15 protein-coding genes are annotated in these 18,105 nt (G+C 73.3%); 7 read left to right on the top strand and 8 right to left on the bottom strand.

Going from position 1 to position 18,105, the window contains the following annotated elements; genetic code table 11:
- The first annotated feature begins 25 nt into the window (after nucleotides 1-25).
- Nucleotides 26-1,603: a ricin-type beta-trefoil lectin domain protein gene (locus OHB56_RS17470; protein WP_406354315.1), complete on the top strand. Its 1,578-nt coding sequence runs from the start codon at nucleotides 26-28 to the stop codon at nucleotides 1,601-1,603.
- 9 nt (nucleotides 1,604-1,612) lie between these two features.
- Here the strand turns inward: OHB56_RS17470 and hutI are convergent, their stop codons facing one another.
- The 4 genes from hutI to hutU all read right to left on the bottom strand — a co-directional run bounded on the left by hutI (nucleotide 1,613) and on the right by hutU (nucleotide 7,603).
- Nucleotides 1,613-2,821: an imidazolonepropionase gene (gene hutI / locus OHB56_RS17475; RefSeq protein ID WP_406354317.1), complete on the bottom strand. Its 1,209-nt coding sequence runs from the start codon at nucleotides 2,819-2,821 to the stop codon at nucleotides 1,613-1,615.
- A gap of 230 nt (nucleotides 2,822-3,051) precedes the next feature.
- Nucleotides 3,052-4,443 (bottom strand): formimidoylglutamate deiminase, encoded by a 1,392-nt coding sequence (locus OHB56_RS17480; RefSeq protein WP_406359117.1) that lies wholly within the window; start codon nucleotides 4,441-4,443, stop codon nucleotides 3,052-3,054.
- Between the two features lie 95 nt (nucleotides 4,444-4,538).
- The gene (locus OHB56_RS17485) at nucleotides 4,539-5,756 is read right to left on the bottom strand and encodes an allantoate amidohydrolase (protein ID WP_326757027.1); all 1,218 of its coding nucleotides are present in this window, start codon (nucleotides 5,754-5,756) and stop codon (nucleotides 4,539-4,541) included.
- Nucleotides 5,757-5,788: 32 nt separating this feature from the next.
- Nucleotides 5,789-7,603, bottom strand: a complete 1,815-nt coding sequence (gene hutU, locus OHB56_RS17490; protein WP_406354319.1) for a urocanate hydratase — start codon at nucleotides 7,601-7,603, stop codon at nucleotides 5,789-5,791.
- A gap of 156 nt (nucleotides 7,604-7,759) precedes the next feature.
- Between hutU and OHB56_RS17495 the strand changes: the two genes are divergently transcribed.
- Nucleotides 7,760-9,277: a diaminopimelate decarboxylase gene (locus OHB56_RS17495; protein WP_406354321.1), complete on the top strand. Its 1,518-nt coding sequence runs from the start codon at nucleotides 7,760-7,762 to the stop codon at nucleotides 9,275-9,277.
- A 90-nt stretch (nucleotides 9,278-9,367) separates the two neighbouring features.
- On the opposite strand, the gene OHB56_RS17500 is transcribed toward OHB56_RS17495, so the two are convergent.
- Nucleotides 9,368-9,958, bottom strand: coding sequence for a hypothetical protein (locus OHB56_RS17500; protein ID WP_326753100.1), 591 nt, complete (start codon nucleotides 9,956-9,958; stop codon nucleotides 9,368-9,370).
- Between the two features lie 133 nt (nucleotides 9,959-10,091).
- On the bottom strand, nucleotides 10,092-10,937 hold the full coding sequence (locus OHB56_RS17505) for a MurR/RpiR family transcriptional regulator (protein ID WP_326753101.1): 846 nt from the start codon (nucleotides 10,935-10,937) through the stop codon (nucleotides 10,092-10,094).
- Nucleotides 10,938-11,129: 192 nt separating this feature from the next.
- Between OHB56_RS17505 and OHB56_RS17510 the strand changes: the two genes are divergently transcribed.
- Nucleotides 11,130-11,555 carry a hypothetical protein gene (locus tag OHB56_RS17510; RefSeq protein WP_406359119.1) on the top strand — a complete coding sequence of 142 codons (426 nt, stop codon included), beginning with the start codon at nucleotides 11,130-11,132 and terminating at the stop codon, nucleotides 11,553-11,555.
- 544 nt (nucleotides 11,556-12,099) lie between these two features.
- On the opposite strand, the gene OHB56_RS17515 is transcribed toward OHB56_RS17510, so the two are convergent.
- Entirely contained in the window at nucleotides 12,100-13,488 is a 1,389-nt protein-coding gene (locus tag OHB56_RS17515) for a cystathionine beta-synthase (protein WP_055596977.1), read from the bottom strand.
- 258 nt (nucleotides 13,489-13,746) lie between these two features.
- On the opposite strand from OHB56_RS17515, the gene OHB56_RS17520 reads away from it, so the two are divergent.
- The 3 genes from OHB56_RS17520 (at nucleotide 13,747) to OHB56_RS17530 (ending at nucleotide 17,281) form a co-directional block, all read left to right on the top strand.
- On the top strand, nucleotides 13,747-14,793 hold the full coding sequence (locus tag OHB56_RS17520) for an SGNH/GDSL hydrolase family protein (RefSeq protein ID WP_326753102.1): 1,047 nt from the start codon (nucleotides 13,747-13,749) through the stop codon (nucleotides 14,791-14,793).
- A gap of 160 nt (nucleotides 14,794-14,953) precedes the next feature.
- The gene (locus OHB56_RS17525) at nucleotides 14,954-16,174 is read left to right on the top strand and encodes an acetyl-CoA C-acetyltransferase (protein WP_406354325.1); all 1,221 of its coding nucleotides are present in this window, start codon (nucleotides 14,954-14,956) and stop codon (nucleotides 16,172-16,174) included.
- 297 nt (nucleotides 16,175-16,471) lie between these two features.
- Nucleotides 16,472-17,281: a hypothetical protein gene (locus OHB56_RS17530; RefSeq protein WP_326753104.1), complete on the top strand. Its 810-nt coding sequence runs from the start codon at nucleotides 16,472-16,474 to the stop codon at nucleotides 17,279-17,281.
- A 64-nt stretch (nucleotides 17,282-17,345) separates the two neighbouring features.
- Here the strand turns inward: OHB56_RS17530 and OHB56_RS17535 are convergent, their stop codons facing one another.
- A complete protein-coding gene (locus tag OHB56_RS17535; RefSeq protein WP_326753105.1) occupies nucleotides 17,346-17,657 on the bottom strand; it encodes a hypothetical protein in 312 nt (103 codons plus the stop codon).
- 100 nt (nucleotides 17,658-17,757) lie between these two features.
- Between OHB56_RS17535 and OHB56_RS17540 the strand changes: the two genes are divergently transcribed.
- Nucleotides 17,758-17,991 carry a DUF4287 domain-containing protein gene (locus tag OHB56_RS17540; protein ID WP_326753106.1) on the top strand — a complete coding sequence of 78 codons (234 nt, stop codon included), beginning with the start codon at nucleotides 17,758-17,760 and terminating at the stop codon, nucleotides 17,989-17,991.
- Nucleotides 17,992-18,105: the final 114 nt, after the last annotated feature.

Consider the following 18,105-nt stretch of genomic DNA (forward strand, 5'->3'; position numbering starts at 1 on the left):
ACGGCCAGGGGCTAGGAGGCGGTGCATGGTTCGGGGCGACGGAACCGTCGACGACGACGGGGTCGGCGGCGGACGCCCAGGTGCGCACACGGGTGCGTCGGACATCCGGCTGACCGAGATGCTGCGCGCCGACACCCCGGCCGCGTACGCGGCACTTCAGGAACTCCGCGCCCGGCACGGCCCGTCCGTGCTCGCCTACGCCCGCCGGTGCACCACCAGCGATTCCGGTGCGCGCCAACTCGCCGCGCAGGCCTTCACCCACGCCGCCCGCGAGACCGCCCGCGGCACCGATCCCGGCGGTCCCCTGCGCCACCAGCTCCTGCTGCTGACCGTCCGGGTGGCGGCGACCTGGGCCGCCGACGGACGAGCCGGCGGGCTGGACGCCGGGCTGCACCTCGTCCTGAGTTCGTCCGGCCCCGACGGGCCGGTCCCGTCCATGCTCGCCGCGTTCCGGACACTGCCGTACCGGGCGCAGGGTCTCCTCTGGTACGGGATCGTGGAACAGGAGCCCACGGACCGTACGGCGACGCTTCTCGGCCTCACCCGTCAGGACGTGGCCTACGACATCCGGCCCGCACTGCAGTCGCTGGGCCAGGCCTGCCTGCGGGCCCGGCTGGCCGCCTCGGACGACCCCCGGTGCGCCGACTTCCGCCGGCTCATCGAGGAGTCGGTACGGCCCGACGGCCCCCGCGACAGCGCCGACCTGCACACCCACATGGCCCACTGCGGACACTGCACCGCCGCGTACGAGGAACTGTGCGCCCTGCGGGACGAGCCGCGCGCCACCCTGGCCGAAGGGCTGCTGCCGTGGGCGGGCACGGCGTACACCGCCCCCGCACCGGCACCGGCCGGGCCGTCCGCCGGCACCGGTACCGCGCTCGGGACGTGGCCGGTGTCCCGGCGCCTGGTGCTGGCCTCGACGGCACTCGGCGTGGCCGTGGTACCGCTGCTGCTCCTGCTGTGGTCACCTGCCGACACGCCGGCCGAGCACACCTCGAACCCGGTCCCCACCGTGGCGGCCCCGCCGCCGGTAACGGTGACGGCCACGCCCTCACCGCCCCCCACCGCGTCCGCGACGCGGTCCCCCTCACCGTCCCCTTCGAAGACTTCGAGGACCGGGAAGCCCAGCCCTTCCGCCCCTCCACACCCCACACCGTCCCCCACGCCGTCCCCCACGCCGTCCCCCACGCCCACGTATCCGCCTCCGGGCGGCGCCTACGCGCAGGTGGTGAATCTGGCGTCGGGCCTGTGCCTGGACATCGACGGCGACCTGGAGAACCGCACGGACGTCGTCACGGCGGCCTGCGACTCCTCCCGCTCCCAGCGGTGGCGGGTCGACGCGGAGCGCGGTGTGCTGCAGTCCTACGCCGACTCCGACTACTGCCTGGACAGCCGTGGCGCGGTGGGCCGGGGCGTCGGCATCTGGGAGTGCGACTCGGTGGACGGGCGCAATGGACAGAACCTGCGCTTCGCCGTCGACGCCCGTGGAGTGATCCGCCCGGCCGTCGCGCCGGATCACGCGGTGACGGCGGCCGGGAGCGGCTCGGTGTCCCTGGGCAGGGAGGCGGGGCGGACGGATCAGAGGTGGCGGGCCGGGGCCTGATCCCCCTGGTCAGAGCACGCGGACACCGCGCCGCCACACGCCCGTGACCAGGGGGACGCCGGGGCGGTAGGCCAGGTGGACGTGGCTCGGGGCGTCGAGGAGGACGAGGTCGGCGCGGGCCCCGGGGGCGAGCCGGCCCACGTCGGTGCGGCGCAGGGCCGCCGCACCGCCCGCGGTGGCCGACCAGAGGGCCTCGTCGGGCGTCATGCCCATGTCCCGCACGGCGAGCGCGACGCAGAACGGCACCGAGGACGTGAAGGACGACCCCGGGTTGCAGTCCGTGGACAGCGCGACGGTGACTCCCGCGTCGAGCAGCCTGCGGGCGTCGGGCCAGGCGGCCCGGGTGGAGAACTCGGCGCCCGGCAGCAGCGTCGCGACCGTACGGCTGTTGGCCAGGGCGTCGACGTCCGCGTCGGTGAGGTGGGTGCAGTGGTCCGCGCTGGCCGCGTCGAGTTCGACGGCGAGCTGCACGCCGGGGCCGTGGGTGAGCTGGTTGGCGTGGACGCGCGGGTGCAGGCCCCTGGCCCGGCCGGCGGTGAGGACGGCGCGCGCCTGGTCTCCGTCGAAGGCTCCCCGCTCGCAGAAGACGTCGATCCAGCGGGCGTGCGGCGCGCACGCGTCCAGCATCCGTCCGGTGACCAGGTCCACGTAGCCGGCCGGGTCGTCGGCGTACTCGGGGGCGACGATGTGGGCGCCGAGGTAGGTGACCTCGTCGGTGTGGCGGGCGGCCAGCCGCAGGGCGCGGGCCTCGTCCTCGGGGGTCAGGCCGTAGCCGGACTTGGTCTCGATGGTCGTGGTGCCCTGGCGCAGTGCCTCGGTGAGGAAGCGGGTCAGGTTCGCCTCGAGTTCCGCGTCGCTCGCGGCCCGGGTGGCGGCGACGGTGGTGCGGATGCCGCCCGCGCTGTAGGGGCGGCCGGACATCCGGGCGTTGAACTCGTCGGTGCGGTCGCCCGCGAAGACCAGGTGGGAGTGCGAGTCGACGAAACCCGGGATCACCGTCCGGCCCGCGGCGTCGACCCGATGGTCGGCGGCGGGCGCTTCGCTCGATGCACCGGTCCACACGACGCGGTCGCCGTCGATGACGACGGCCGCGTCCCGGAGCAGACCGAGGGGTGAACCTCCCCCGCTCTCGAACGTGCCCGAGCGGGGGGACCCCCCTCCGAGGGAGGGATCGTTGGTGACCAGCGTGGCGATGCCGGTGATGGCGGTGCTGCTCATGACGTCCTCGTGGGTGGCGGGAGCGGGCCCGGGACACCTGCGGGCGGTGCTCCTGCGGGTGGCGCTCCGGCGGGTGGCGCTCCGGTAGGCGGTGTTCCGGCGGGTGGCGCTCCGGTAGGCGGTGTTCCGGTGGGCGGTGTTCCGGCGGGTGGCGCTCCGGTAGGCGGTGTTCCGGCGGGTGGTGTTCCGGTGGGCGGTGTTCCGGTGGCTGGCGTTCAGGTGGCCGGCGTTCAGGTCCTCAGTGCCTCGACAGCGCGCGCCAGGGCGTGCGGCACATCGGGCACGAGGGTGTGCGCCCCGTCGCGTACGACGTGCCGCCCCGCCACGATCGTGTGCCGTACGTCGGCCGCCGTCGCGGCGAATACGGCGGTCTCGGCGCCGAGCCGGGGCGGTGGCCCCGCTGTTCTGACCGACTCCAGGGTGAGGGTGGTCAGGTCGGCGAGGGCTCCGGGTTCGATGCTGCCCGCCCGCTCCCAGCCGAGGGCGGTGTGACCGTCGGCGGTGGCCGCCCTCAGCAGTGCGTTCGCCGTCCAGTGGCCGCGGGTGCGGGTGCGCAGGCGTTCGTTCAGCTCCAGGGCGCGCGCTTCCTCCAGCAGGTCGATGACGGCGTGGCTGTCCGAGCCGAGGGACAGCGGGGAGCCCTGGCGCTGGAGGGCGGCCGCGGGGCCGATGCCGTCGGCCAGGTCGCGTTCCGTGGTGGGGCACATGCAGGTGCCGGTGCCGCTGCCGCCGATGAGCGCGATGTCCTGGCCGGTGAGGTGTGTGTGGTGGATGCCGGTGGTGCGCGGTCCGAGCACGCCGTGGTCGGCGAGAAGGCGGGTCGGGGTGCGGCCGTGCGCCACCTGGCATGCCTCGTTCTCGGCGGTCTGCTCCGACAGGTGCACGTGCAGTGGGGCCCGTCGCTCCTCCGCCCAGCGTGCCACGGTCTCCAACTCCCCGGCGGGCACGGCCCGTACGGAGTGGATGGCGGCACCGATCCGTGCGTGGTCCCGCTCCTTGAGGAGTGAACAGCGTTCGGCCCAGGCCTCGGCGGTGCCGTCGGAGAAGCGGCGCTGGTGGGCGGTGGGCGGCTCGCCGAAGCCGGCGGACAGGTAGGCGGTGTCGAGGAGGGTGATGCGGACACCGGCCTCGGCGGCGGCCGCGATGAGCGCCTCCCCCATGGCGTTGGGGTCGGCGTACGGGGTGCCGTCGGGGGCGTGGTGCAGGTAGTGGAACTCGCCTACGGCGGTGATCCCGGCGAGGGCCATCTCCGCGTACACGGCGCGGGCGAGCCGGTGGTAGGTCTCGGGGGTCAGCCGGTCGGCGACCGAGTACATCACCTCGCGCCAGGTCCAGAAGGTGCCGGCCCCGACCTGGACGGTGCCGCGCAGTGCGCGGTGAAAAGCGTGCGAGTGGGCGTTGGCCAGCCCGGGGAGGGTCAGCCCGCGCAGGATCTCCGCCCCGGGGGGCGGGGCGGGAACATCCGTGGTGACGGCGGTGATGCGGCCGTCACCACCGCCGTCGCCGCGGACACCGACGGCCACGGTCACGCCCGGCTCGACCCGGTCGCCGAGCCAGGCGTGCTCCAGCCAGAACGTCCGCCCGGTGGCCGTGGGGGGCGCGGCGGACGCAGCGGCCGGCACAGCGGCGGGCACGGTGGATGCGGTGGGCCCGGCGGGCGGGGTGGCTGTGGTGGCCCGGCCGGTCGTCGCGCCCGCCGTGGTGCCGCTGTCCCGTGTCACCTGTCCATCAGCCCTTCCAGTACGTCGGCGAGTGCGGCCACCCCGGCCAGGCAGTCGTCCTCGGCCGCGTACTCGGCCGGGGAGTGCGAGACGCCCGTGGGGTTGCGCACGAACAGCATGGCGGTCGGAATGCTCGCGGAGAGGATCCCGGCGTCGTGTCCCGCCCCCGTGCCGAGGACGGGGATCCGGCCCGGGGCCGGGCCGTGGTCCCTGTCCCGGTGCAGGATCCGGGCGAGTTCGTCGCGCAGGGCGTGGTCGAAGTCGACGACGGGTGTGTGGGACTCGCGGACCACGTCCAGGTCCACGCCGTGGGCGGCGGCGTGGAGACGGGCCGCCTTCTCCACCCCGGCGACCACGGTGTCCAGGCCGGTCCGGTCGGCGGCGCGGGAGTCGAGCCAGCCGCGCACCAGGGAGGGGATGGCGTTGACGCCGTTCGGCTCGACGGCGATCTTGCCGAAGGTGGCGACGGCACCGGCGAGTTCGGCCTCGCGGCGGGCGGCGAGGACGGTCTCGGCATACGGCAGCATGGGGTCGCGGCGGTCGGCGAGGCGGGTGGTTCCGGCGTGGTTGGCCTCGCCGCGGAAGTCGAACCGCCAGCGGCCGTGCGGCCAGATGGCGCCGGCGATGCCGACCCGGTCGCCGGACAGGTCGAGGGCACGGCCCTGTTCGACGTGCAGTTCGACGAAGGCGCCGATGCGGGCGAGCCGTTCGGGGTCGGCGCCGAGGGCGTCGGGGTCGTGTCCGGCGGCCTCCATCGCCCGGGGCAGGGTGATCCCGTCGCCGTCGGTGAGGCGGTGCGCCTGGGCTCGAGTGAGCTGTCCGGCGGTGAGCCGTGATCCGACGCAGGCGAGCCCGAAGCGGGCGCCTTCCTCGTCACCGAAGTTGACGATGCCGAGAGGGCGGCCGATCGGCGTTCCCCTGCGGCGCAGTTCGTCGAGGGCGGCGAAGGCGGAGACCACTCCGAGGGGGCCGTCGAACGCTCCGCCGTCCGGCACGGAGTCCAGGTGGGACCCGGTGACGACGGCGTCCCCGGCGGCGGGGTCCCCCAGCCAGGCCCACTGGTTCCCGTTCCGGTCCACGTCGAGCCGCAGTCCCCGCAGTCCGGCCTGCGCGGCGAACCAGGCCCGGCATTCGGCGTCGGCGCCGGTCCAGGCATAACGCCGGTAGCCGCCGGATTCGGGGTGGCGGCCGAGAGGAAGCAGGTCACGCCACATCTCCTGGAAAGCGGGGGGCGTGGAGGACCCGGTCACGCGCCCTCACTCCCACGGCCCCCGCGCCCCTCATGCCTCTCGGACCCCTCGTGCCCCTCAGAACCCTCGTGCCCTTCAGAACTCTCGGATCCCTCGCGCATCGGTACCCGTACGCCCCGTTCCGACGCGACCGAGTCCGCGAGGTCGTAGCCGGCGTCCACGTGGCGGATGACGCCCATTCCGGGGTCGTTGGTCAGGACCCGCCGGATCTTCTCGCCGGCGAGCCTGGTGCCGTCGGCGACCGTCACCTGGCCCGCGTGCAGGGAGCGGCCCATGCCGACGCCGCCGCCGTGGTGGACGGAGACCCAGGAGGCCCCGGACGCCACGTTCACCATGGCGTTGAGCAGCGGCCAGTCGGCGATCGCGTCGGACCCGTCGAGCATGCCCTCGGTCTCGCGGTACGGGGAGGCCACCGAGCCGCAGTCGAGGTGGTCGCGGCCGATGACGACGGGGGCCGAGAGTTCCCCGGAGGCGACCATGTCGTTGAACCGCTCGCCGGCCTTGTCCCGCTCGCCGTATCCGAGCCAGCAGATGCGCGCGGGCAGGCCCTGGAAGCGGACCCGTTCCCCGGCCAGGCGCATCCAGCGGGCGAGGGAGGCGTTCTGCGGGGACTCGGCCTCGGGGAAGAGGTCGAGGACGGCCCGGTCGGTCTTCGCGATGTCGGCGGGGTCGCCGGACAGGGCGGCCCAGCGGAAGGGTCCCCTGCCCTCGCAGAACAGCGGGCGGATGTACGCGGGCACGAAGCCGGGGAAGGCGAAGGCCCGGTCGTATCCGGCGAGTTGAGCCTCGCCCCGGATGGAGTTTCCGTAGTCGAAGACCTCGGCCCCGGCGTCCATGAAGCCGACCATCGCCTCGACGTGCCGGGCCATGGACCGGCGGGCGCGGTCGGTGAAGCCGGCCGGGTCCTTGGCGGCGGCGTCGGCCATGTCCTCGAAGGCGATCCCGGTGGGCAGGTAGGCCAGCGGGTCGTGGGCGGAGGTCTGGTCGGTGACGATGTCGACGGGGGCGCCCATGGCCAGCAGCCGCGGGACCACGTCGGCGGCGTTGCCGAGGACGCCGATGGACAGCGGGCGGCGGGCGTCACGGGCCCCGGTGGCCAGGCGGAGGGCGTGGTCGAGGGAGTCGGCCCGGACGTCCAGGTAGCGGTGCTCGATGCGGCGGTCGATGGCGCGCGGGTCGCAGTCGACGCAGATCGCGACGCCGTCGTTCATGGTGACGGCGAGCGGTTGGGCGCCGCCCATGCCGCCGAGTCCCGCGGTCAGGGTGACGGTCCCGGCGAGGGTGCCGCCGAACTTCTTCGCGGCGACGGCGGCGAACGTCTCGTAGGTGCCCTGGAGGATGCCCTGGGTACCGATGTAGATCCAGGATCCGGCGGTCATCTGCCCGTACATGGTCAGGCCGAGGGCCTCCAGGCGGCGGAACTCCTCCCAGTTGGCCCAGTCGCCGACGAGGTGGGAGTTGGCGATGAGGACCCGCGGGGCCCATTCGTGGGTCTGCATGACGCCGACGGGGCGGCCGGACTGGACGAGCATCGTCTCGTCCTGCTTGAGGGTCCTCAGGGTGCGGACCATGGCGTCGAAGGAACGCCAGTCGCGGGCCGCCTTGCCGGTTCCTCCGTAGACGACGAGCCGCTCGGGGTGCTCGGCGACCTCGGGGTCGAGGTTGTTCTGCAGCATGCGCAGGGCCGCCTCCTGGGGCCAGCCCAGGGCACTCAGGTCCGTGCCGCGCGGGGCGCGGACGGGGCCGCGGGGCGGCGCGGCGGGCCCGGCGGGAGCCTGGTGGGGGGAGACGGGCGGGCGGGGTCCTGACATGGTCTGCCTCCTGGTGGCGAGCTCCCGCGCTTACTACAGATATTCACACCTTCGCAGTCTGAATAGAGCCAGTCAATGCATGCGGCCGTGTCGGCGCGGAGAGCCGGACGGCGCTCGGCAGGAGACATGGGCGCCGACATGGGTACGGGCAGGGGCATGAGCACTGAAACAGGAGACGACAGCAGGACGCGGGAGACGGGTCACGGCGAGGACGACGGGCGGGCGGCAGGAGCGGTGCGGGCGGCTCGGCGGGACGCGGCGGTGCGGGCCGCCGTGGCACAGGGGCTGCTCGGCCCCGGTCACCCCCTGGTGGCGCTGCTGGACGTCACGGGCATCCGGGAGTCGGCGGCCGAGCTGCGGGAGGCCTTCGCGGCGGTGACACCCTCCGGCACCCCCGTCCTACACGCCTTCGCGGTGAAGGCGACCCCGCTGGTACCCGTACTGCGGCTGCTGCACACGGAGGGCATCGGGGCCGAGGTCGCCAGCCCCGGCGAGCTGGCGCTGGCACGGGCGGCGGGGGTGCCGCCGGAACGGACGGTGCTGGACTCACCCGCCAAGACACCGGCCGAGCTGCGGGAGGCGCTGGCCCTGGGCATCGCCGTCAACGCGGACAATCCTCAGGAGCTGGCGCGCATCGACGCCCTGATGGCCGAATCCCCGGCGCGGCCGGCCGGTCTCCGCTCCCCCCGCTCGCCCCTCGGCATTCGGGTGAACCCGCAGGTCGGCGGCGGCACCATCGAGGCGCTGTCCACCGCGACGGCGACCTCGAAGTTCGGTGTGGCACTGCGCGACGAGGGGGCGCGGGAGTGGGTCGTGCGGGCGTACCTCGACCGGCCGTGGCTGACCCGGCTGCACACCCACACCGGCTCCCAGGGCATCGCCCTGCCCCTGATGGCGAGGGGTGTGGCGGAGACGTACGCGCTGGCCGAGGAGATCAACCGGCGCGCGGGGCGGCAGCAGGTCGACACCGTCGACATCGGCGGCGGGCTGCCGGTCGACTTCACCTCCGACACGGCCGGCCCGACGTACACGCGGTACGCGCGGCTGCTGAAGGAGACGGTGCCCGGACTGTTCGACGGGCGGTACGGGCTGGTCACCGAGTTCGGGCGGTCGCTGCTGGCGAAGCACGGCACGGTGGTCGCCCGGGTGGAGTACGCCAAGAGCGCCGGCGGACGGGCGGTCGCGGTGACGCACGCGGGCGTGCAGGTGGCGGCGCGCACGGTGTACACACCGGCCGCGTGGCCGCTGAGGATCGCCGCGTACGACGCCGCGGGGCGGCCCAAGGCGGGACCAGCGGTGCTGCAGGACGTGGCGGGGCCGGCCTGTTTCGCGGGCGACCTGCTCGCCCGCGAGATCCCGCTGCCGCTGCTGGAGCAGAACGACTACGTGGCGGCGCTGGACACCGGTGCGTACGCCTTCGCCCACCACTACGGGTACAACTCGCTCCCCCGCCCGGCCGTCCACGGCTTCACCACGCACCCCGTGAACCGAGCGGGCGGCACGGACCACGTGAGCGACACGGACCACGTGGGCGGCACGGACCACACGAGTGGCACGGACCGTACGGGCGGTCCGGGCGCCGGGGTGGCCTTCGCGCTGGTACGTCCGGCTCAGACCGCCGAGGAGATCGTGGCCGAATCGGGCGGCGCCCACCTCGACGCCCTGATCCCGTGACCACTCGATCCTGACCGGTCCCGCCCGGGCCTGATGCGGCTCAGGCCCGGGCGGGCCGGACCAGGCCGAGGCAGGTCAGGTCAGGCCGGGTCAGGTCAGGGCCGAGGCCCGGCGGCGGGCGCCGCCCGGGGTCGCGTCGCCTGCCGCGATGCCGGTGGTGCGGTAGCCCTTGACCGTCTTGCCGACCGGGCTGCTCGCACCGCCGCTCAGCCAGTCGACGCGGACCCACAGCAGGGCCTCGCCGGCCTCTTCCAGGCGGCCGATCCAGGACGCCTTCAGCCACAGACCCACACCGCACCCGGCGAGCAGCAGACCGCCCGCCGCGGGGATCACGAACGCGCCGCCCAGGGCGGCGAGGAAGGCGAGCAGCAGCCACCAGCGGTGCCGGCGGCGCCAGTTGCGCATGCTGACCGCCCGGTCCTGGAGCACGTCGTGCTTGCTCGCCCGCACCGCCGGCCGGGCCAGCTCGCGGTACCGCCCCCGCCGTGCGTACGCCACCACGGCGAGGGCCACGAGGAACAGCGCGGCCCCGGCCGACACACCGATCCGGCGGCCGGTCAGTCCCGGCACCAGCACGCCGATGCCCGCCGCGAACACACCCAGCCACCACAGTGGCGCGGCCCCGGCCCGTACGACCACGGCCACCCGAGCCAGCCCCTGTCCTCCGCGTCCTGCGCGCATCACGTCCAGCCTCCCGTCCCACTTCAGTGGAGCGTCCGTAGGGTCCGGAGCGCAGATTAGTGACTCGAGGTGAGAAAAATCTGAGATACCCCGCAAGGGGCGGCGCCTCGCCCCGTCGCCCCGGGTCCCGGTGTCACTCGACGAACAGGCCGCGCGTCGCGGCCTTCGTGTCGAATTCCTCCAGCCGGGCCTGGGCGTCGGGCAGGTCGTCGCACATCGCCTCCAGCAGTACCCGGCCCAGCAGCATCGGCGCGCACGCCGTGTCGAAGGCGAGCCCGGTGCCGACGGCGGCGGGCAGCAGCAGGTCGGAGACCTTGGCGACCGGCGCGAAGGCGGAGTCGGCGACGGTGACCACGGTCAGCCCCGTCTCCTTGGCATGGGTGAGGGCGTCGACGACCTCCCGGGGGTGCCGGGGCAGCGCGAAGCAGAGCAGGGCCCCGGCGCCGGCCGCGGCGGCGGCGTCGACGCGGTCGTGGAGCATGGTGCCGCCCTCGTTGAGCAGCCGTACGTCGGGGTGGACCTTGGCGGCGAAGTAGGCGAATCCGTGGGCCTGCGCCGCCGCCGCGCGCAGCCCGAGCACGGGCAGCGGCCGGCTGCCCGCGAGGATCCGCCCCGCCCGCCGCACGGGTTCCGGATCGGCGAGCACCTCGGCCAGGTGCCGCAGGTTCTCGATCTCGGCCTCGACGGCCTGCTGGTACTCGTTGTACGACCCGGCGTCCGGCGCCGGCGGCCCGGAGGGCACGACCTCGCGCAGATGGCGCCGCAGGGCGGGGTAGCCGTCGAAGCCGAGGGCGACCGCGAACCGGGTCACGGAGGGCTGGCTGACCCCGGCCAGCTCGGCCAGTTCCACGCTGGACAGGAACGGCACGTCGGCCGCGCGCCGCACCATGCTGTGCGCGATGCGCCGTTGCGTCGGTGTCAGCCGGTGCCCCTCGAACAGCGCCTGCAGACGCGCGGCGGGCCCCTCGGTGACGCTCATGACGCGGCTCCCCCTCGACCTGATCACACGGCTGTCGACCCGACCCATTCACCCGCCGTGCTTCCTGCATGCCGTTATACAGGCGAACCCCGGGCGCGCACGACCGGGACCGGGCAGACCCCCGGCCGACAAGGGGGGCTATCCCCAGTGCCGTGGGCGGCCGGGCTGCCTACCGTGGTCCGCATGAGCGGAATGGACGAGCGGGACGCCGATCTGAAGAAGGAACTCAACGCCACCCTGCAGGCCCGCAGGGAACTGGGCGACGAGTACGAGTCCGCGCTGGTCGACTCGTTCCTGGAGAAGGTCGACCAGCGTATCGACGGGGCGGTGGAGCGCCGGGTGCGCCGGCAGCTCGCCGAACAGCAGATGACGGTGGCCCGGGACTCCCGGTCGCCGAAGGCCACGGACACCTGGGGCGAGCGCTTCGGCTTCGGGATCGTCTCCCTGGTCCTGGCGGTGCCGCTGTCCGCCATCGGCGGCGGCGTGGCCCATCTGCCCGGCCTGCTGGTCGCCTGGCTGGGCATCGTCGGCGTGAACGTCGTCCAGGCGGCCCGCATCAACCCGGGCCTGTTCGGCCGCCACAGGCCGCAGCGGCAGGACGACGCCTGGGAGGACTGAGTGCGGGGGCCGCACGCGAAGGACGGGGCCCGAAGGACCGGGCGCGGCAGGCTGGACGGGATCAACGCGGGGACCACCGCACCCCCGTGGCCGGGGGGCGGGACGACGGCGGTCCCCGCGTAGCGACGCGGGCCGGTCGGGCCGGGCTGCGCGCCTGGCGTCCATGGAGGTCCGGGAGCCGCTCCGGAGGTCCTGTGACGCCGTTCCCTGCCGCCGGGAAGGGGAGCCTCCCCCAGTGCTGAACGCCTGGGAGGTACCCCCACCTGCCCGCCGGCAACGACCAATCTGCCGGACCGGTGTTAAGCGAGTGCTGCGCGCACGTGACACCCGCGTACCACTTCCGCGAAGTCCACGGAGATCACGTCACGGCTCGACTCCCGGCGCTGCCAGCACTCCCGGCACTCCCGGCACTCCCAGCGCTCCCGGCACTCCCAGCGCTCCCAGCGCTCCCAGCGCTCCCAGCGCTCCCAGCGCTCCCGGCAGGTTCACCCGCCGTCGGCGGACGTCAGCCGTCCGCCGCTTCCCGCCGGTCAGTTCCCGCCGGTCAGTTCCCGTCCTTGGCGAGGAAGGAGAGCAGGTCCTGGCGGCTGACGACACCGGTGGGCTTGCCCTCGACCAGGACGATCGCCGCGTCGGCCTTGCCCAGCACGGCCATCAGGTCCGCGACCGGCTCACCGGAGCCGACCTGCGGCAGCGGGGCGGACATGTGCTTCTCCAGCGGGTCGTCGAGCGAGGCCTTCTTGCTGAACAGCGCGTCCAGCAGTTCCCGTTCCACCACCGAGCCGACGACCTCGGCGGCCATCACGTCCGGGTGGCCGGCGCCCGGCTTGACGACCGGCATCTGCGACACGCCGTATTCGCGCAGCACCTCGATGGCCTCCCCGACCGTCTCGTCGGGGTGCATGTGCACGAGGGACGGGATGTGACCGTGCTCCTTGTGGTCGAGGACGGCGCTGACGCGCGCGCTGGGGCCGGCGTCCTCGAGGAAGCCGTAGTCGGCCATCCACTCGTCGTTGAAGATCTTGCTGAGGTAACCGCGCCCGCTGTCCGGGAGCAGCACCACGACGACGTCGTCCTCGCTGAGCCGCTCGGCCACCCGCAGCGCCGCGACCACGGCCATGCCGCACGATCCGCCGACGAGCAGGCCCTCCTCCTTGGCGAGGCGCCGGGTCATCTGGAAGGAGTCCTTGTCGGACACGGGGACGATCTCGTCCGCGACGGTCCGGTCGTAAGCGGTCGGCCAGAAGTCCTCGCCGACGCCCTCCACCAGGTAGGGCCGCCCGGAGCCGCCGGAGTAGACGGAGCCCTCGGGGTCGGCGCCGATGACCTGGACGCGGCCGTCGCTGGCGTCCTTGAGGTAGCGCCCGGTCCCGGAGATGGTGCCGCCGGTCCCGACCCCGGTCACGAAGTGGGTGATCTTCCCCTCGGTCTGCTCCCACAGCTCCGGGCCGGTGGACTCGTAGTGGCTGAGCGGGTTGTTGGGGTTGGAGTACTGGTCGGGCTTCCAGGCTCCCGGCGTCTCACGGACCAGCCGGTCGGAGACGTTGTAGTACGAGTCGGGGTGCTCGGGGTCCACCGCGGTCGGGCAGACGACCACTTCGGCCCCGTACGCCCGCAGCACGTTGATCTTGTCCAGGGAGACCTTGTCGGGGCACACGAAGATGCACTTGTACCCCTTCTGCTGGGCCACGATGGCCAGGCCGACACCGGTGTTGCCGCTGGTCGGCTCGACGATGGTGCCGCCCGGCTGCAGCTCTCCGCTCTTCTCCGCCGCCTCGATCATGCGCAGGGCGATGCGGTCCTTCACCGAGCCACCGGGGTTGAAGTACTCCACCTTGGCCAGGACGGTCGCCCCGATGCCGTGGGTGACGTTGTTGAGCCTCACGAGCGGGGTGTTGCCGACGAGGCTGATCATCGAGTCGTGGAATTGCACCGTTGTCTCCGGATGCTGCAAAAGATGTGGTTGACGTAGTGATGCCAGCGTAGAGCCTGTTCCGGACACTGTCCCCGAGCCCGGCCCCCGCTCTCATCCCTCCCGGGTCGTTCACTCACCGCGAAGATTGGATCACGGTCCGTACGGGGCAAGCACTTGGTGTACGGCTGTGAGGCCGTGCGTACGGCTGTGAGGTTGTGCTGCTGTGCGGCTGCGAGGCGGTACCGCTGTACGGCTCGGAGGAGGTGGCGGCGAGGCATGACGCGGATGTCGAGAGCGAGGGTGGCCCGGCGGATCGCGGCCGGCGCTGCGTACGGCGGGGGCGGCATCGGCCTGGCCGGTGCGGCCGGCGTCGGACTGCTGATGGCCGAGGTCCGGCTGGCGCGACGCCGCGTGGGCAACGGCAGGAGTCCGCACGTACCGACCGCGGACGGTCTGTACGGCGCCGCCTACACGGTGCCCGGTGAACCGGCGCTGCGGTTGACGATGCTGGGTGACTCCACGGCCGTCGGCCAGGGCGTGCACCGGGCCGGTCAGACCCCGGGCGCGCTGCTGGCCTCGGGGATCGCGGCGATCGCGGAGCGGCCGGTGGGGCTGAGCACGGTGGCGGTGCCCGGGGCCCGCTCCGACGAACTGGACCGGCAGGTGACGCGGGCGCTCGCGGATCCGTCCCGGGTGCCCGACATCTGCGTGATCATGGTCGGCGCGAACGACGTCACGCACCGCATGTCGCCCGCGCTCTCCGTCCGCCATCTGTCCGCGGCGGTGCGCCGGCTGCGTACGGCGGGTGCGGAGGTCGTCGTGGGCACCTGCCCCGACCTGGGCACGATCGAGCCGGTCCGGCAGCCCCTGCGCTGGCTGGCCCGGCGGGCCTCCCGGCAACTGGCGGCGGCCCAGACGATCGGCACGGTCGAGCAGGGCGGGCGCACGGTGTCGCTGGGCGACCTGCTCGGCCCCGAGTTCGCCGCGAATCCCCGCGAGCTCTTCGGCCCCGACAGCTACCACCCCTCCGCCGAGGGGTACGCCACGGCGGCCATGGCCGTCCTGCCGACGGTCTGCGCCGCCCTCGGCCTGTGGCCGGCCCAGGACGAGCGGCCCGACGCCGCGCGCCGCGAGGGCTTCCTCCCCGTCGCCCGGGCCGCGGCCGAGGCCGCCTCGGAGGCGGGTACCGAGGTCACCGCGGCCATGCCCACGGGCCAGAGGGGCCCCTGGGCCCTCCTCAAGCGTCGCAAGCGCCGTCGGGTGCGGGAGCCGGAGCCGCAGGCCGTGGAGTCTGGAGACCCCCAGACCCAAGCAAGCGCTTAGTAAGATGCGGCCAGTGTCACACTGCGCGCCCCGTGACCCCGCCACTACGTCCGGGTAACTTCCCAAGCAGCCCTGCCCGACCACCCGGTTTGCCCTGCCGGCGCCCGGCCACCACCCCTTGACGAGGCGCTGCGCGCCGCCCCTTCCCTCAGGAGCCGTAATGCCCGAAGCCGTGATCGTCTCTGCCGCCCGTTCCCCCATCGGCCGCGCCTTCAAGGGCTCCCTGAAGGATGTGCGCCCGGACGACCTGACCGCCTCGATCATCCAGGCCGCCCTCGCCAAGGTCCCCGAGCTGGACCCCAAGGACATCGACGACCTGATGCTCGGCTGCGGCCTCCCCGGCGGCGAGCAGGGCAACAACCTCGGCCGCGTCGTCGCCGTGCAGATGGGGATGGACCACCTCCCCGGCTGCACCGTCACGCGCTACTGCTCCTCGTCCCTGCAGACCTCCCGCATGGCGCTGCACGCCATCAAGGCTGGCGAGGGCGACGTCTTCATCTCGGCCGGCGTCGAGACGGTCTCCCAGTTCGCCAAGGGCAACTCCGACAGCCTGCCCGACACCCGCAACCCGTTCTTCGCCGAGGCCGAAGCCCGTACCGCCGCCGTCGCGGAGCAGGAGGGCACCACCTGGCACGACCCGCGCGAGGACGGCCTCGTGCCGGACGCCTACATCGCGATGGGCCAGACCGCCGAGAACCTGGCACGGCTGAAGGGCGTCACCCGCCAGGACATGGACGAGTTCGGCGTCCGCTCGCAGAACCTGGCCGAGGAAGCCATCAAGAACGGCTTCTGGGAGCGCGAGATCACCCCGGTGACGCTGCCCGACGGCACCGTCGTCGCCAAGGACGACGGCCCGCGCGCCGGTGTCACCCTGGAGGGCGTCTCCGGCCTCAAGCCCGTCTTCCGCCCCGACGGCCTGGTCACCGCCGGCAACTGCTGCCCGCTCAACGACGGCGCCGCCGCACTCGTCGTCATGAGCGACACCAAGGCCCGCGAGCTGGGCCTGACCCCGCTCGCCCGGATCGTCTCCACCGGCGTCTCCGGTCTCTCCCCGGAGATCATGGGCCTCGGCCCGGTCGAGGCGTCCCGGCAGGCGCTGCGCCGCGCCGGTCTCACCATCGACGACATCGACCTGGCCGAGATCAACGAGGCGTTCGCCGCGCAGGTCATCCCCTCCTACCGTGAACTCGGCCTCCCGCTGGAGAAGCTGAACGTCAACGGCGGCGCGATCGCCGTCGGCCACCCGTTCGGCATGACCGGCGCCCGCATCACCGCCACGCTCATCAACTCCCTCCAGTTCCACGACAAGCAGTTCGGCCTGGAGACGATGTGCGTCGGCGGCGGCCAGGGCATGGCCATGGTCATCGAGCGCCTCAGCTGACCACCCGGGCCGACCGGCGCCGCGGCGGCGCAAAGCGGCCGAAGCGGCACGGTCGGCGAGGAACCGGCCCGGAACCCCTGCCCCACCGGGGTTCCGGGCCGTTCCGTGATCCAATCTCCCTCAGGATGTGACCTATCTCCCTCGCCAAAGGGATTCACGCAGGTCAGAGCCCTACCCTCACTCGGCCCGGAAACAACACTCTGTCCGTTTCGTGACGTTACGCACTGACAGATGGTTAGTCCACCCTTCAAGCTGATGTAGGAAGTCGGGGGTCGACTTTGAACCGGGAGTACGTCAGTGAGCGCCATGCCGATCGCCCTGTTGGTCACCACGGCCGCAACCGGCGCCGTGGGCGTCGCCGTCCTGCGCAGCATTCTGGTGCTGCGCCGGCAGGTCGCGGCCCTGCACACCGAGCTGGTCAAGGACCGTGCCGCCGCCATGCGTGCGCTCCTGCCCGCCGCCCGCTCCGCCCACGCCGACGAGATACGCACGGCCGTAGCCGAGGCCCTGGCGGAGGAGCGGGAACGGGAACTCGCCGAGGCGCGGGCGTTCTGGGCCGCCCAGGAGGCGCGTGACATCTCCGACGCGCCGTCCCTGCTGGGCCTGGCCGACAGCGAGCTGTTCATGCCCCGGCAGACCGATTTCGTGGGTCTGGAGCCGGTGGCCGACCCGGGCGCCGACACCGACGAGTACGCCTCGAAGGACTCCGTCCAGGGCGGTACTCCCACGGAGTCCCCGGAGCTGGCCGCGGCCCGTCGCCGGCACCCCTCGCACCCGGACTTCGTCCCGAACCCGTCACCGGTCGCGAACGACCACGAGCGCACCGTCTCCACGCTGGAGGAGCTGGCCTCCTCCGAGGTGGAACTGACCGACGTCCGCCCCGGCCCGCTGGGCACCCTGGACGTCTACGTCTTCGCCGACGGCACCACGCTGTGCATGACGCCGGGGCACCGGGAGACCGCGGAGCGGCTGGCCGCGGCCCTGCGTGAGGGCCACGCCCCGTTCCTGCTGGGCGGTTCCGGCATCTCGGGCGCGTACACGCTGACCTTCGCCTGCGGCGAGGAGAACGTCTACATCCTGGCGGACCGCGTCATCGCGTCCCTCTGACCTTTCCGCCCGGCCCTTCCGCCCGAATCTTTCGGCGCGCCCTTTCCGCGCGCCGGGCGTGTCCCTACACCCCGGCGCGTTTCTGCGCCTCCTCCACGAGCCGTAGCGCCTCTGCGACCTCTTCCTCGTCCTCCAGTACGAGCGCCAGGTCGTGGCCTGCGACGGTGAGCTGGTCGGCGGCGGCGAACATGCCCGCGTCGGGCATCTCGCGGGGCTCGGTGCCCGGCTCCTCCAGGCGCTGGGTCCACAACGCCAATTCCCTGGCCAGGGCGAGCGCCTCGGCGGCGGCCCCCCGTTGCAGCCGGCTCTGCGGCGCGGCCCGCAGGCGGTCGGCGAAATGATCCACGGCACGGGTGAGAGGCGTCTTATCAACCACGCGGTGAGCGTACGCGGCACGACAGGACTGTTGCCAACGGAAGAACGCTCAGGCACGGTGACCTGAAGGACCGGCTCACACCCCTGCGCTGGAGGCGCCGATGTCCCAAGTCCTCTCCGAAGAGACCCATCGCAACATGCTCGCCCGTATCCCGCACTGCACCGGTCGTGAGATCTCCGACTGGCTGCGCACCCTCGAGGAAGAAGGTCCCTCCCTCTTCCGCTTCGAGGAGAAGGTCGGCTGGCTCCGCCACGAGTACGACCTGGCGTACGGCCACGCCAAGGCGATCGTCCACGAGTACGACCTGAGAAGGGCCGCGCGCAACCTGCGTTGAGGCCGCGTCCGGCCCGTGACGGCCCACCACCCCACCGCCCACCACCCACCCGCCCGCACCACGGCGAAGGGCCCCGGGTGAACCCGGGGCCCTTGCTTACGTCCGCGTGACCGG

It is taken from the genome of Streptomyces sp. NBC_01635 (assembly GCF_045209715.1).
In the GTDB taxonomy this organism is placed as follows: Bacteria; Actinomycetota; Actinomycetes; order Streptomycetales; family Streptomycetaceae; genus Streptomyces; species Streptomyces hirsutus.